Source organism: Paraburkholderia sp. GAS33, assembly GCF_050436645.1.
GTDB classification, from domain to species: domain Bacteria; phylum Pseudomonadota; class Gammaproteobacteria; order Burkholderiales; family Burkholderiaceae; genus Paraburkholderia; species Paraburkholderia phenazinium_B.
The window spans coordinates 291961-305592 of sequence record NZ_JBNDMP010000002.1; the positions used below are offsets into that span (position 1 = coordinate 291961).

Sequence of the window (13632 nt, forward strand, 5' to 3'; positions counted from 1 at the left end):
GTCGATTACCCGAGTTGGTCGAGAATGGCCGGATTCTCGAGCGTCGACACGTCCTGCGTGATCTCCTCACCTGCTGCCAGCGAGCGCAGCAAACGGCGCATGATTTTTCCAGAACGTGTTTTCGGAAGATTCTCGCCGAAGCGGATCACTTTCGGTTTCGCGATCGGCCCGATTTCCTTGCCGACCCATGCCCGCAGTTCGTTAGCAATCTTCTCCGCTTCTTCACCTTCGGGGCGTGCGCCCTTCAGGACTACGAAGGCAAAGACGATCTCGCCCGTCGTTTCGTCCGCGCATCCAACTACCGCAGCCTCCGCGACAAGCGGATTGGCCACCAGCGCTGACTCGATCTCCATCGTGCCGAGCCGGTGCCCGGACACGTTGAGCACGTCGTCTATCCGTCCTGTGATGGTGAAGTAGCCGGTTTCCTTGTCGCGCACCGCACCGTCGCCGGCGAGATACAGTTTGCCGCCGAGTTCTTCGGGGAAATACCCCTTCTCGAAGCGGGCTGGATCGCCCCACACCGTCCGTAGCATCGACGGCCAGGGGCGCCTGATCACAAGGAGGCCGCCTTTGCCGTCCGGCTCATCCTGGCCCGTCTCGTCCACCACCGCCGCCATGATCCCCGGCAGCGGCAAGGTGCAGGAACCCGGCACGAGTGGCGTTGCGCCTGGCATCGGCGCAATCATGTGCCCCCCGGTTTCGGTCTGCCACCAGGTGTCGACCACGGGGCAGTGGCCACCGCCAACGTGCTCGTAGTACCACATCCATGCGGCCGGATTGATCGGTTCGCCGACCGTGCCGAGAATGCGCAGCGTCGACAGGTCGTAGGCGTCCGGATGCACTTTGGCGTCGGCCTCCGCCAGCTTGATCAGCGAGCGGATGGCAGTCGGCGCGGTGTAGAACAGCGTCACCTTGTGGCGCGCGATCATCTCCCAGAAACGGCCCGCGTTCGGATAAGTCGGCACGCCTTCGAACATGACCTGGGTGGCGCCTAGTATCATCGGACCGTACGCGATATAGCTGTGCCCCGTGATCCAGCCGATGTCGGCGGTACACCAGAACACATCGGTGGGCTTCCAGTCGAAGGTCCACTTCAGCGTCTGCGCGGCCCATAGCAGATAGCCGCCGGTGCTGTGCTGCACGCCCTTCGGCTTGCCGGTCGAACCCGAGGTATAGAGGATGAACAGCGGATGTTCGGCGCCCACCCACTCGGGCGCGCATTTATCCGACTCGCCCTGGGTGATTTCATGCATCCAGAGATCGCGGCCTTCGTGCCACGCGATCTTGCCGCCGGTCCGCCGGTAGACGATCACGCTCCCGACGGCCTCGCAGCCGCCCATCGCCAGCGCTTCGTCGGCGATGTTCTTCAGCGGCAATGCCTTGCCGCCGCGCATCTGTTCGTCCGACGTGACGAGCGCCACCGCGCCCACGTCGACGAGGCGCTCGTTCAGCGACTTCGACGAGAAGCCGCCGAACACGACCGAATGCGTGGCGCCAATGCGCGCGCAAGCCTGCATGGCGACGACGCCTTCGACCGACATCGGCATATAGATCACCACGCGGTCGCCCTTCTTCACGCCGCGCTTCTTGAGCGCGTTGGCCAGGCGGCAGACACGATGCAGCAGATCCTGATAGGTAACATGAGTCACGGTACCGTCGTCGGCTTCGAAAATCACCGCGACGCGCTCACCATTGCCAGCCTCGATATGACGATCCAGGCAGTTGTACGACGCGTTCAGTTCGCCGTCCTCGAACCAGGTGTAGAACGGCGCCTTCGATTCGTCGAGCACCTTGGTGAACGGCTTATTCCAGCTCAGCGTCTCTTTGGCAAGACGCGCCCAGAAACCTTCGTAATCGCGTTCTGCTTCCGCGACGAGAGCCCGGTACGCGTCCATGCCTGAGATCGCTGCCTGCGCCGAGATCGCCGCGGACGGGAGGAATACCTTCGGTTCCTGAAGAATCGGGGCAGCGACTTCGGTGACTAACATTTTTTGCTCCCGCACGGGTTTAGGCATGAGTTCGGAACGATCCCGGCGCAATTCAATTCGCGCACGAGATTCAACTCGGCACGCGCAGAGGAAGGCGCTTGCGTCGCTGGAACGAAATCACGCAAAGTGATCTGTCTTGCCGCGCCATTGCATAGCAGCGACTGTCTACGCCACGAGCGTGGCGGAAAGAAAAAGTGTTGCCGGATTGTGGGCATGATGGCCACTCCGTGCTGGAGGGGGCGGCCCGGGCGAGTGATCAAAGAAAATCATACTGCGCGAGGGTGTTTCGAGCGCCTTTGGATGAGAGGCGTTAGGCGCGCGCGATCATGGTGCGCTCAACCTCGGCGAAGGTCGGTACGGTGCCGTACAAGTGCGGAACCGGCCTCAATGCGCGGGAAGAGAAGTCTCGCTGTCCGTCGTCGTACCGACCGCTCGGCAAATCGATGCCAACCTTGCACGCAAACGTCCGCCATCGGACAGACCCCGATCGGATGCGGTGGCATTGTTCTCTTATTCAACCGAATTCGCTCGCAGTGCGCTCGCAGCGTTGGTACTTTGCAGGCAATACACCGTGAAAACCTCAATCACCCGCACGCCTGACAAGGGCGCGATGAGAGCACGGCTTTTGAGCGCAACTGGCCTCACGTTAGCGATCGCCTGCCTCGTTACAACAGCGCCTCTGCAAGCGGTAGAGCCTCACCACGGCGGCCAGCAGCATGGCTAGAGCCATGCCGCCCCACGCGAGGCGTACCGGCATGACGATCATCATCGCAATGGCCACGCTTACGGCGATCAAGACAATGGCTACGGAGCACCGCCGGTTGTTTATGCACAGCAGGAGGCCCCTGGAATCAGTTCGTTCCTGCCGCTCTAATTTCAATGGGGAATGGAAATGAAGAACCAGACACGTGTATGGATGCTTATCGCGCTGTCGCTAATTAGCGGCCTGAGTGCGTGCATCCTCGTCCCGGTCGGTGGCGACGACCACCACGGCGACCACGGCGGTGGCGACTATCACGAGGCTCACGACCATTACTAGGCGTGCCGCGCTCACCGCGTTTGCGCGTTGCGAGATCAGACGCAGCCAGGATACCGGCGGCCAGTCTCCAAGTCTCCACGGCTGAGCGCGATCATAGGCAAAGCATGTTCCGCAAGCATGTCATCCACCATCACCGGGGCTTCCTCAACGATGCGCGTCAGGTGATCTTCACCCAGGAAGCTCTCCGCATAGATCCTGTAGATATCTTCGGTCCCTGACGGACGTGCCGCAAACCAACCGCTCTTAGCGATCACCTTGATGCCGCCGATGGGCGCGTTGTTGCCTGGTGCACGGTCGAGCACCTGCTCGATCTGTTCGCCGGCCAGTTCGGTATGGGGAAACTGCGCCGGCGAGAGTCGGCGCAGCATCGCGCGCTGCGGCGCCGTTGCGACGGCTTGCACGCGACGTTCAACCGGCTCCCCCATCTTCTGGGTCAGATTCCGGTAGATTTCAGCGGGATCGCGGCCAATTCGCGTCGTGATCTCGGCTGACAGCAACGCCGGTACGATTCCGTCCTTGTCGTTCGTCCACGCCGTGCCATCGAGTCGCAGACAACTGGCACCCGCGCTCTCTTCCCCGCCGAAGCCGAGCGATCCGTCGAGCAAGCCGTCGACAAACCATTTGGATCCGACAGGCACTTCGTAAAGCGTACGACCGAGCCTCTCGCTCACACGATCGATCATCTGGCTGCTAACAACGGTTTTGGCCACCGCCACATGAGCACGCCACTGGGGCCGATGAGAATACAGATAATCGACGAGGACCGTGAGATAGTGATTCGGCGTCAGCAGACCGGTGTGCCGCGTGACGATGCCATGGCGATCGTGATCGGTGTCGCATGCGAAGGCCACATCGAAGCGATCCTTCTGGTCGATCAGCGTTTGCATCGCATACGGCGACGATGGATCCATGCGAGTCCGTCCATCCCAGTCGACGCTCATGAAGCGGAATGTTGGATCGACGTCGCCGTTGACCACGCTCAGATTCAGGCCGTAGAGTTCCGCAATCGGCCCCCAGTAGTGCACACCCGCGCCACCGAACGGGTCGACGCCCAGGACGATCGGTGCGCCACGCACCACATCCATATCGATGACACTGACGAGATCGCCAACGTAAGCGTTGAGGAAGGCATGCCGGTGTCGTGGTGGCGCGCAGCGCCTTCGATAGACACATACGCAGCACGCCATCAAGTTTGCTTTCGAGCAATCCGTTCGCTGCCACTTCGATCCAGCCGGTCACGATCTCGTCGGCCGGGCCGCCGCTCGGTGGGTTGTATTTGAACCCGCCGCTTTCCCGTGGATTGTGTGACGGCGTCACGACGATGCCGTCCGCCAGTCCTGCCGTGCGGCCGCGGTTGTACGCGACGACTCGTTCATCTGCAGTTCCGGCGCTTTGCTGGCTGTCCCGTTTGCGATCTCCACTTGCACTCCATTGCGCAACGGCACGATGAAACCGTGTCTGCTGGCATTCTGGAGATCGCAGTGTTCCACTCGAGCGCCGATGAACTACGCTCCTTCACCATGGATCTGCCATTCGCTGTTGTCGCCGATCCCGGGAAAAAGCTCTATGCCGAGTTCGGTGCGAAATCATCGCCTCGCGCATTAATGAATATGCGAGCATGGTTTCCAATCCTGCGGGGAGCGCTGCGCAGCCTTGCCAGGATTCTCCGCGGAAAACAGCCCGTAACGTCCCTCCATTCGGAGGGCGGCAAACTTGGTTTGCCAGCCGACTTCCTGATTGACAGTGGCGGCCAGATACTCGCGCGCAAATATGGCGCCCACATCTACGATCAATGGTCAGTTGGCGACCTGTTGACCCTGGCCAGACAGACCCCATAGACACACGGATGGCCTGCGGATTTTCTTCACCGGCATAGCGGACGATCGCCGACCCACCGCGGACAAACGAATCCTTGGCTCGTCGGTCCGGTTGCTAGCATGAACCGGACATTCGCGATCTCGCAAATCCCGTATAGGCGTGCGCTGCCATGGGCTGACGGATTTCGCCCGGCGCGCTTGTCAGCACAGCCGTGCCGGCTGCTACGGCTTCGCTTTGACCGGCTACCGTCAAACCGGCTGACAATGCACCAGATCTGTTCGCCGCCGTACTGGGCGTCCGGCGAGCCGGTGTGACGGAAGTAACCTTGAACGTTACCGTACCGAATTGCCTGCAGAAATCTGGGATCGTAGTGAGAGACGGCCCAAGGGAGACTGCGGTCCGCTTACGTTGCCGTACCAAACACAAAGCCACGCAACGATATCCTGAGGACGGCCACCACAGTACCGAAATGCTCGGCACGGTAACGTTGAGGACGGGTTCTTATCGCGGCAGCGCCGAAAGTCCAGATTCCTTTCCTTGGCGCTCATGCTACAACTTTTTTTACAACAGGACGGTGCACATGATCACGCATCAGTTTCATGAGTTCAGTGAAGACGAGAAGGCTGACGCGGAGTCAATTTTCTCCAGTCATGGCTTCGATATCATCGATTTCGACATCCGGGACGAAGATCAGTACCCGGCGGGAGATATTACGGGCCTGATTCGTCGACAAGTCATGGTTACCCGACGTAGCAATGAGAAGTCTGCTGTTTATGCAGCTGGTCAAGGCACCGCATGGCACGCCGATTTCGAGCGCGATCTGGCGACCGGAGTGTTCGGCGTCAGCTCGGTTTAGCTCGACGTTGCGCTATGCACGTGTTTTCCGCAGCATTGACACCCAGGAGCGCTCTTCAATGGATACACTAATACGCGATCCGATCAAACAACCGTCACGGCCGAAACTGCTTGAGGTAATGGGCCCCGGCCTCATTACGGGCGCCTCCGACGACGACCCGAGCGGCATCGCCACATATTCGCAGGTCGGCGCCCAGTTCGGCTACGGACTCGCTTGGACGTTGCTCTTCAGCTATCCGCTAATGGCGGCCATTCAGGAGATCAGTGCCCGCATTGGACGTGTAACCGGATATGGCATCGCCGGCAACCTGCGCCGCCACTATCCACGCTGGCTTTCCACCAGTGTCGTCGCTATGCTGATGACCGCGAACGTCATCAATCTGGGCGCGGATCTCGGTGCGATGGGTGCCGCGCTCAAGCTTCTGATTTCGGGCCCTGCGTTGCTCTATGTCTGCCTCTTCGGCTTGCTTTCGATCACACTCGAGGTGTTCACACGCTATGCGCGCTACGTCTCTGTTCTGAAGTGGCTGTGCCTGTCGCTGTTCAGCTATGTGATCTGCGCGTTCGTCGTGGAGGTGCCGTGGCGTGAAGTGGGCTGGGCGACCATCTGGCCACCGCTATCGGCGAGCCCCGACTATCTCGTCGCGATCGTCGCGGTGATGGGCACCACCATCAGCCCCTACCTTTTCTTCTGGCAGGCTGAACAGGAAGTCGAGGACCAGCGCGAGCGGCCCGGCGCACATCCACTTACCCACGCGCCGTGGGAAGCGAAGTCGGAGTTCACGCGGATTCGCATCGACACCTCCCTGGGCATGGCGTTATCAAACGTCATTGCGTTCTTTATCGTCGTGACAACGGCGGCAACACTGCACGCCCACGGCATGACCGACATCCAGACATCCGGCCAGGCGGCCGAAGCGCTTCGGGCTGTGGCCGGCCCCTTCACGTTTGTGATTTTTGCTGCCGGGATTATCGGCACCGGTCTGCTGACCGTTCCCGTGCTTGCGGGCTCGGCCGCTTATGCGGTGGGTGAACTACTATCGTGGCGTGTCGGCCTCGCGCGCCTTCCGCTCCGGGCAAAAGCTTTTTACGGCGTGATCGCGGCGGCAACGCTAATCGGCGTCGCGCTGAACTTCACCCATATCGATCCCGTCAAGGCGCTGTACTGGAGTGCCGTGCTAAACGGTGTGGTTGCCGTCCCAGTGATGATGGCGATGATGCATCTGTCCATGCGTACTGGCGTCATGAGTAGTTTCACCCTGCCCATGGCGCTGCGAGTCCTGGGTTGGCTTGCAACCGCGACGATGGCGATAACCGTTGTAGCAATGGCGATCGCGGTGTTTGCGTAAGCGCTAACCAGCGTTTAAGCATTTGCGAATATGTCATGAAGTGCGAGGCAGCTGCGCTGCGGTTCGGTGCCGTACCGACTGCCCTGTGTATTCAGTTCATCCTGTTCCGACAGATATGACGCTCAGGGAGAGCGACAGTGAACAAGGATCAGATACAGGGGTGGGTCAGAGAATGTTGCGGCAAACTGCGCAGCGGTCTTGGCAAAGCCATCGGCAACCGGACAATTACCTTGAAGGGTCGCGTCGAACAGGTCATCGGGAAAACACAGGCCTCTTACGGCAATGCGAGGGCGCGTTTCAAGAAACGCTTGTAATTCTCCAAGGTCCTCAACTTGTCATGTCCGTCGAGGACAATGCTCCTGACATCCGGATCGGCTACGACGGTCATCTGTCGTCCCGACCGGCGAGCCGCTTCGCGCTGTGTCTGCCGATCGCAAGCAACCCCGCATTACTCTTCTTCAGGACTAACCTCGAGCGAACCGCTGCCCATATGCATGCGACTTAAGGCTGCGTGCCGGCACGCGTAGAGCGTGCGACTCACTGAACGCTTGGAGGTCTGCCTGAGCGGAGTTTTGCTGCCTAAGTCAGCATCTGGTGGCGCTGCCGTATAATCATGTAAGGGTCACCTAGATCGCATTATCTAAAAAGTCATGCCGCAGGGGCACAGAAGCACCGTTCAGCCGGCTTCACGTCGAACCTCAGTTGAAGTCTGGCCTCAACAGTCGATTTTTCAGCATAATCGTTCGAAAACGGCGTCGTTTTTCAACAGAATGTCGAGGAATAGCGATGCCCAAATCGCATGATCCCAAAGAGAATCACCTGCTATCGGTCTTGCCCGACGCAGAGTGGCAGCGCATCGGGCCGCATCTCATGCCGCTCGATATGCCGCTGGGAGAAGTCGTCTACGAATCCGGCGACCGCCTCGATCACGTCTATTTCCCCACCACCGCCATTATCTCGCTGCTGTACGTCATGGAAGATGGCGCGTCCGCCGAGATAGCGATTGTCGGCAACGAAGGGCTCGTCGGCATCGCGCTCTTTATGGGGGGAGAGACCACGCCCAGCCGCGCCGTCGTGCAAAGCGCAGGGCACGCCTACCGGCTGGACGCACGCATCCTGAAGGAGGAGTTCCATCGCGCCGGTCCCGTGCAGCGGTTGCTGCTTCGGTACACTCAGGCGCTGATCACCCAGATGGCGCAAACCGCCGTCTGCAATCGGCACCACTCGATCGACCAGCAGTTGTGCCGCTGGCTACTGCTGAGCATTGACCGGCTGCCGTCCAACGAATTGAAGATGACCCAGGAACTGATCGCCAATATGCTCGGTGTGCGCCGCCCCGGTGTGACTGAGGCCGCCACCAAGCTGCAGGACGCAGGGTTGATCCGCTATAGCTATGGTCATATCGAGGTGCTGGATCGGCCTGGACTGGAAAAGCGCGTCTGCGAATGCTACGGCGTCGTGAAGCGCGAATTCGATCGCCTGTTGCCCGATCTACGTGCGATCTAGAGCGGGTTAGACAGACAGGCCACGGCCCCTCTTGAAGGCGCGTGACCTGCAAAGGCCGGATTCCCCCCGGCATCGGGGCTTATGATGCGGCCATTCGCTCACTCGGCAAAGCCGCCTTCTCCTTCAACCAATAACCCTCGCGACCGTAAAAATCGCACAGTGCCGTTTCGTATTCCCGATCTACTGGAATCGCATCGTCGTACGCCGGGCTGTGCTTGATCGCATCGCGCGTCAGCGTCGTGGAAACGGTTGAGCCGAACCAGTCGATTAACTCGATCCATTCGGTCGCCAGCAGGACCTCCTTTCCGCCGGGCCACCAGTTGCGCGTATCGACGGTCAGATAGCGTATGACCCAGGCTTCATCGTCGAAGATGAAGCCGGAAACATGACCGATGGTGCCGTCGATCGTCTCGATGTGGTAGCCCTTCACCGCTTCTGTGCTACGCAGATGCGTGTCCGCCGGCGGCTCATCGGCCTCGGGGTCCGGGTCGACAACCGGGAAAGCCCCCAACGGCAGAGCGGCCATGGCAGATGGCCCGTCGAAGGCAGGATAGGCACCCATGCCCCACACGTTCGCACCTCCCCAATACGTCGGATAGCCGTAGTACCGCAGGTACTGGATTTCATGCTGGCGCGAAACGGGCTTGTGCGCGTCGATATTCGGACCGTCCCGCACCTGTTGCCGCGTGAGTTTCACGTGCACGGCGCTTGATCCAGGATCCGAGTGAGACACGGCATACGGTGAAATCAGCACCTGCCGGTCCCTGAGCCAGTCGCCTGTTTCGACCACCAGATAGCGAACGCCCCACGCTTCGTCATCGAAATAGACTTGCGTCACCGTTCCGACGTCGCCGTCGCGCGCCTTGACCGTGACTCCCTGCAAGAACTCTATGTTGCGCAGCATCTTGGATACTCCATTTCTGCTTCGTGGCAGCCGATTCGCCGCGTCGTCTCCCAGATGGAAAACGTGTGTTCAATGAATGTGGCTACCGAAAAGTCCGAGCAGTCCAATCACTATCAGATAGATCGCCACGATGTAGTTCAACAGACGTGGCACCACAAGAATCAGGATGCCGGCGATCAATGAGACCAGTGGGCCTGCACTTGTGAGCACATGCACAATTCCCTCCTCGCTCGCACCCGCCACGCGCCGTATGCAAGCCCCGATCCGCTCGCGTTACAGGGTTTTGAGCCGGCTGACCTTCGTGCCGTCTAGCGTCGCGCCCGCCATCAGCCCACTGTTGGTCAACACGAACGCATCCACCTGACCGGTTGCCGTACCCGTATCGACGTTGCCGTTCGCACCGATCTTCAGCAACGCCACCGACGCATCGCCGCCCGCCGACCAGCCTTCGCTGTTACGGAATTTCGCCAGCGATTCTTCCGTCATGAACAGAAAGACAATCGCCTTTGACTGCGCACCGGCTTGCCAGCCGATCGAACCCGTTGCAGTGCTGTAGTATCCGACGGTACGCCCGCCGACCCGCAGCGAGCCCTCGCCATACTGGCCGCCTACGACGAAGCCGGCATCAATAACGGACGGGAACACCAGTACCCCACGGGCCTTTGCAACCAGTTCGCGCGATCCGTTTGCAGCGTTATAGAGACGCCCCAAGGTCGAGTCCACACCGGCGTCGATGCTGTGTCGCTTGTCCATCTGTGCACCGCTCGCGTCGGACGGACTTGTCGTCGTGCAACCTGACACCGCAAGCCCGATTGCGAGGATCGAGCCGGGTGTCGTGAATAGAAATTTCCTTCGTAGCATGATGGCCTCCACTTCTGCAGATAACGACTCCGACACTACGCCTGATCGGCTCCGGAAGCGGTACGTCAGCGTACAAACTGCCGGCTATCTGCGGTGCGTGGACACTCATTTGTGCCTTGTACGGTAACGTGCAGACGCCGAACCCGAGTCGGCTTAACTTGTGGCTGAGGCATTGACCAGCCTCCCAAAGGAAAATGAATGTCGCTACATGACTTCGCCAAAGATCTGGCCCACCTCGAATACGTTCTACCGTTACTCGAGCGCGGCAATCCGCTTTCGCTACCGTACTGGCGGCAACGCGTCACAGCTTTAGAGGCACAGCAGGCCCTCCTGCCAGACGGTGCCAAACGCGTAGCCCGGTTGCTCAAGCTCTTCAACGAGTTCGAGCGTGGAGCGATACCGGCCCGGTAACACGCCCATTCCGTATCCGGCTCCGCGAAACGCCCTGCTCTATAGACTTTCACGATCAGCCCCGCCGTTCGTCCTCGCGCGGTCTGGCGGGCAGCGCAGGAGACGGCGAACGAACAGCCTGGTGCATGTAGCGGTAAAGCGAGGTGGCGAACATCAACACCATTCCCCCTACGATTCCCCAAATTACTGATGTCATATCTTTCCTGTTACTCGGTTCATGCCCCAATCGTTCGCAGTGAAACATCACACGCCTGAAGCGGTGCACGCGCAGGATCATCGGTCAGATCAGCTCGTGCGTCTTCTCTCGCCAGCAAACCCACGATGGGCATTCGAAGCGTAAATTCGCTGCCACGACCAGGGCCGGCGCTCGACACCGATACAGTCCCGCCATGCGACTCAGCAACCGCATTCACGACTGCAAGACCCACCCCTAGCCCACCGGCACTTGCCCCGATCGTTCTGCTGGCTTGCGCGAACAGTTCATATACCCATACCGTCGTCCTTGACGGACAAGACAAGAATGTTGCGGTCCGCGAGCACTTTCACTGTGATACAACCGCTTTCGGGTGTGTATTTCAGCGCGTTGTGCAGGAGATTATTCACGGCCTGTGCGAGGCGAACGGGATCGCAGTAGACGCACAGCGATCTGTCGGAAATCTGGACCGTAAAGATCTGCTTGCGCAGCGCCGCTGCCAGCGCAGCTGCGGCCAGCGGTGCCGCAAGCACCGCGACGATGGCGACGGGGACCTTGGACACACGGAGCGCCCCAAGCTCGACTCGCATCGCGTCGATCAAATCATCGGCAAGCCGCGAAATCTGAGTGACTTGCCGATCGATCATATCGACCGACCGCAACACGTCAGCCTGGTCAGCCGACGCTCTGCGAATAAGATTCGTAGCGAACTGCAGTGGCGTCAACGGGCCACGGAGTTCATGTGCCCACCATTGCAAGGATTTCGTCCTTGTGGCGCAGCGCGTTGACCTGCATCTCGGGCTTTGAGGCATGCCGGAAAGTCTCATGGTGGATGGTGGCCGCACATGATCCATCACTGCGTCAATTACAGCTTCGCGGGGTGCATCGGCTGTGCCGACATACCAACGAAAAGAGCCTGAATAAGCCGACATGTCTACCTCCAATCGCGCGCCTGGCGAGAGCGATGGAACCATAGATGGCAATTCGCCGTGACCTGCCTCACGAGAGCGACCTGACAGTCACCGGTGGGCATGGGTTGAAAGTGAAGCGTCCCCTCCACGCTGCGGTAAGTCTGTACGGTAGCGTTCAGTCAGCAAAAACGACCGAATGGCGGAAACGCACAGTGAGTTGTGGAGCACGTCGAATGATCCGCGCGCACCTACTTCACCGGTATCATCGCGGGACGAACGGGCGGAGCATCCTGCCCAGTCGCCCAGTCGCTGCGGCGAACGTGGTGGATGATCAACGGAATGCCCGCGAACACGACGATGCCGAAGACGACCAGTCCCGTATAAAGCCAGGGCGAACCGACCGGTAGTTGGTCCGGCGGGAAAAACGAAACGATGAAGCTAAACAGCACCCCGGCAAAGCCGATTCCGGCAGTCAGCCACATGCCGGCTAAACCGCCCGGCACCGTAAAGGGACGCGGCAAAGCCCGCGCAGAGTAGCGCAGCCGGATCGCCGCTGCATACATCAGCATGTAGGCGATCAGATAAAGCGCGATCGTCATGGCGGAAATCAGGAAGAACGCCACCGATACGTCGCGGATCACAAAGTAGAAGCACGAAATGACGGTCACGATCAGACCTTGAACCAGCAGGATATGCGTGGGCATGCCCTTGCGATTCTTTGCCTGAAGGATCGGTGGCAACTCACCCTCATGAGCGGTCTCGAGCAAGCCGCGCGAAGGACTGCCGAGCCATGCCAGCACGCCACTGATTGCGCCGACGCCGACCAGCAGCGACAAGGCGGACACCGCCCAGCCCATGTGCCAGATTTCAACAAGCACGGCACCGAACGCATCGAACACGCCGGATTGCAGCGAGATCTTGTCGTAGGGCAAGATCGCGGCAATCGGCAACGCGCCGAGTGCGAAGATCAGCACCGAAATCAGCGCGCCCAGTCCAATGGCCGCCGGATACCCGCGACTTGGGCTGCGCATGTCCATCACATGAACCGCTTGCACCTCGACGCCGGCAAACAGCAACACGATCCCTGCAAGAAACGAGATCGTGCCGAAGCCGTGAATCGCGGGCCAGAAGCGGGCATGGCCGTCCTGCGACAAAGCGGCGTCGCTCAGGTGCTGCCAGCCGAGCGGATGCCCGCTGCCAATCCAGTAGCCAAGCAGCGCGAGCAGCACGATGCCTGGCACGATGGTGCCGATCACGAAGGTCCAGTTGGCAATCTTCGCGAACACTTCGACGCCTTGCAGCACGACCCACGTCGCGAGCCAGTACGCGGCGATGCAGAAAATGCCAACGTAGGTGCCGTTCTTCGCCAGTTCGGGACGGCCGATCGTGTAGGCGAGCGCGGCCGCCCCAAAGGTGAGCGCAACGGGAAACCAGACGACGTTCTGAATCCACTGCAACCAGATCGCGAGAAAGCCCCAACGCGTACCGAACGCTTCCGCGACCCACGTGTAGATGCCACCACGGCGGTCAGCAAAGGCACCGCCCAGCTCAGCAGAAATCAGCGATGCGGGGATCAGATAGAAAACGACGGTAAACGCGAGGTAGACGAACATCGTCATCTCTTCCTTGGCAAGCAAAGGAAGTCCACGCAGGCTTGTCACCACCGCGGCGGCCGTCATCAGACCGATCGAGGTGACGCTCAGATACTGGCCGCGCTTCGCGGCATCCGCTGTGTTGGCGGCCGGTAAAGCGACCGCCTTGCTAACAGTGTCATTCATTTCGTGCGCTCCTGTGACG

16 protein-coding genes are annotated in these 13632 nt (G+C 60.1%); 8 read left to right on the forward strand and 8 right to left on the reverse strand.

What is annotated here, in order from left to right; all coding sequences use genetic code 11:
* Nucleotides 1-5 precede the first annotated feature (5 nt).
* Complete coding sequence (gene acs, locus P3T24_RS07705) at nucleotides 6-1988, reverse strand: acetate--CoA ligase (protein WP_429433523.1); 1983 nt, start codon at nucleotides 1986-1988, stop codon at nucleotides 6-8.
* 892 nt (nucleotides 1989-2880) lie between these two features.
* Here acs and P3T24_RS07710 point away from each other — a divergent pair.
* Nucleotides 2881-3027: a hypothetical protein gene (locus tag P3T24_RS07710; protein WP_278498987.1), complete on the forward strand. Its 147-nt coding sequence runs from the start codon at nucleotides 2881-2883 to the stop codon at nucleotides 3025-3027.
* Between the two features lie 35 nt (nucleotides 3028-3062).
* On the opposite strand, the gene P3T24_RS07715 is transcribed toward P3T24_RS07710, so the two are convergent.
* Nucleotides 3063-4214, reverse strand: a complete 1152-nt coding sequence (locus tag P3T24_RS07715) for a hypothetical protein (RefSeq protein WP_423803330.1) — start codon at nucleotides 4212-4214, stop codon at nucleotides 3063-3065.
* 117 nt (nucleotides 4215-4331) lie between these two features.
* On the opposite strand from P3T24_RS07715, the gene P3T24_RS07720 reads away from it, so the two are divergent.
* From P3T24_RS07720 to P3T24_RS07745, 6 genes are all read left to right on the forward strand, one after another.
* Nucleotides 4332-4865, forward strand: a complete 534-nt coding sequence (locus P3T24_RS07720) for an AhpC/TSA family protein (RefSeq protein WP_429433526.1) — start codon at nucleotides 4332-4334, stop codon at nucleotides 4863-4865.
* Between the two features lie 560 nt (nucleotides 4866-5425).
* Entirely contained in the window at nucleotides 5426-5701 is a 276-nt protein-coding gene (locus tag P3T24_RS07725) for a hypothetical protein (RefSeq protein ID WP_278498991.1), read from the forward strand.
* Nucleotides 5702-5759: 58 nt separating this feature from the next.
* A complete protein-coding gene (locus P3T24_RS07730) occupies nucleotides 5760-7049 on the forward strand; it encodes an NRAMP family divalent metal transporter (protein WP_278499033.1) in 1290 nt (429 codons plus the stop codon).
* Between the two features lie 137 nt (nucleotides 7050-7186).
* Nucleotides 7187-7363, forward strand: a complete 177-nt coding sequence (locus P3T24_RS07735; RefSeq protein WP_278498992.1) for a CsbD family protein — start codon at nucleotides 7187-7189, stop codon at nucleotides 7361-7363.
* 23 nt (nucleotides 7364-7386) lie between these two features.
* Entirely contained in the window at nucleotides 7387-7554 is a 168-nt protein-coding gene (locus P3T24_RS07740) for a hypothetical protein (protein WP_429433528.1), read from the forward strand.
* A 281-nt stretch (nucleotides 7555-7835) separates the two neighbouring features.
* Nucleotides 7836-8555: a Crp/Fnr family transcriptional regulator gene (locus tag P3T24_RS07745; protein ID WP_278498993.1), complete on the forward strand. Its 720-nt coding sequence runs from the start codon at nucleotides 7836-7838 to the stop codon at nucleotides 8553-8555.
* A gap of 79 nt (nucleotides 8556-8634) precedes the next feature.
* Here P3T24_RS07745 and P3T24_RS07750 read toward each other — a convergent pair whose 3' ends face one another.
* From P3T24_RS07750 to P3T24_RS07760, 3 genes are all read right to left on the reverse strand, one after another.
* Nucleotides 8635-9459 (reverse strand): PRC-barrel domain-containing protein, encoded by an 825-nt coding sequence (locus P3T24_RS07750; RefSeq protein ID WP_278498995.1) that lies wholly within the window; start codon nucleotides 9457-9459, stop codon nucleotides 8635-8637.
* A gap of 69 nt (nucleotides 9460-9528) precedes the next feature.
* Nucleotides 9529-9675 (reverse strand): DUF3096 domain-containing protein, encoded by a 147-nt coding sequence (locus P3T24_RS07755; protein WP_278498996.1) that lies wholly within the window; start codon nucleotides 9673-9675, stop codon nucleotides 9529-9531.
* Between the two features lie 57 nt (nucleotides 9676-9732).
* Entirely contained in the window at nucleotides 9733-10320 is a 588-nt protein-coding gene (locus P3T24_RS07760) for a BPSL1445 family SYLF domain-containing lipoprotein (protein ID WP_278498997.1), read from the reverse strand.
* A gap of 198 nt (nucleotides 10321-10518) precedes the next feature.
* Between P3T24_RS07760 and P3T24_RS07765 the strand changes: the two genes are divergently transcribed.
* Nucleotides 10519-10731: a hypothetical protein gene (locus P3T24_RS07765; protein WP_278498998.1), complete on the forward strand. Its 213-nt coding sequence runs from the start codon at nucleotides 10519-10521 to the stop codon at nucleotides 10729-10731.
* Nucleotides 10732-10946: 215 nt separating this feature from the next.
* Here the strand turns inward: P3T24_RS07765 and P3T24_RS07770 are convergent, their stop codons facing one another.
* The 3 genes from P3T24_RS07770 to P3T24_RS07780 all read right to left on the reverse strand — a co-directional run bounded on the left by P3T24_RS07770 (nucleotide 10947) and on the right by P3T24_RS07780 (nucleotide 13613).
* Nucleotides 10947-11249, reverse strand: coding sequence for an ATP-binding protein (locus P3T24_RS07770; RefSeq protein ID WP_423803331.1), 303 nt, complete (start codon nucleotides 11247-11249; stop codon nucleotides 10947-10949).
* On the reverse strand, nucleotides 11212-11856 hold the full coding sequence (locus tag P3T24_RS07775; RefSeq protein WP_429433533.1) for a sensor histidine kinase: 645 nt from the start codon (nucleotides 11854-11856) through the stop codon (nucleotides 11212-11214). The genes P3T24_RS07770 and P3T24_RS07775 overlap by 38 nt, the downstream gene beginning before the upstream one ends.
* Before the next feature lie 227 nt (nucleotides 11857-12083).
* Nucleotides 12084-13613 carry an amino acid permease gene (locus tag P3T24_RS07780; protein WP_429433535.1) on the reverse strand — a complete coding sequence of 510 codons (1530 nt, stop codon included), beginning with the start codon at nucleotides 13611-13613 and terminating at the stop codon, nucleotides 12084-12086.
* Between the last annotated feature and the right edge of the window lie 19 nt (nucleotides 13614-13632).

Bases quoted from the DNA above. Each gene is read 5' to 3' on its own strand.
- acs (WP_429433523.1), bottom strand. From the start codon at position 1,988: ATGTTAGTCACCGAAGTCGCTGCCCCGATTCTTCAGGAACCGAAGGTA.
- P3T24_RS07710 (WP_278498987.1), top strand. From the start codon at position 2,881: ATGAAGAACCAGACACGTGTATGGATGCTTATCGCGCTGTCGCTAATT.
- P3T24_RS07715 (WP_423803330.1), bottom strand. From the start codon at position 4,214: ATGGCGTGCTGCGTATGTGTCTATCGAAGGCGCTGCGCGCCACCACGA.
- P3T24_RS07725 (WP_278498991.1), top strand. From the start codon at position 5,426: ATGATCACGCATCAGTTTCATGAGTTCAGTGAAGACGAGAAGGCTGAC.
- P3T24_RS07730 (WP_278499033.1), top strand. From the start codon at position 5,760: ATGGATACACTAATACGCGATCCGATCAAACAACCGTCACGGCCGAAA.
- P3T24_RS07740 (WP_429433528.1), top strand. From the start codon at position 7,387: ATGTCCGTCGAGGACAATGCTCCTGACATCCGGATCGGCTACGACGGT.
- P3T24_RS07745 (WP_278498993.1), top strand. From the start codon at position 7,836: ATGCCCAAATCGCATGATCCCAAAGAGAATCACCTGCTATCGGTCTTG.
- P3T24_RS07750 (WP_278498995.1), bottom strand. From the start codon at position 9,459: ATGCTGCGCAACATAGAGTTCTTGCAGGGAGTCACGGTCAAGGCGCGC.
- P3T24_RS07760 (WP_278498997.1), bottom strand. From the start codon at position 10,320: ATGCTACGAAGGAAATTTCTATTCACGACACCCGGCTCGATCCTCGCA.
- P3T24_RS07765 (WP_278498998.1), top strand. From the start codon at position 10,519: ATGTCGCTACATGACTTCGCCAAAGATCTGGCCCACCTCGAATACGTT.
- P3T24_RS07775 (WP_429433533.1), bottom strand. From the start codon at position 11,856: ATGTCGGCTTATTCAGGCTCTTTTCGTTGGTATGTCGGCACAGCCGAT.
- P3T24_RS07780 (WP_429433535.1), bottom strand. From the start codon at position 13,613: ATGAATGACACTGTTAGCAAGGCGGTCGCTTTACCGGCCGCCAACACA.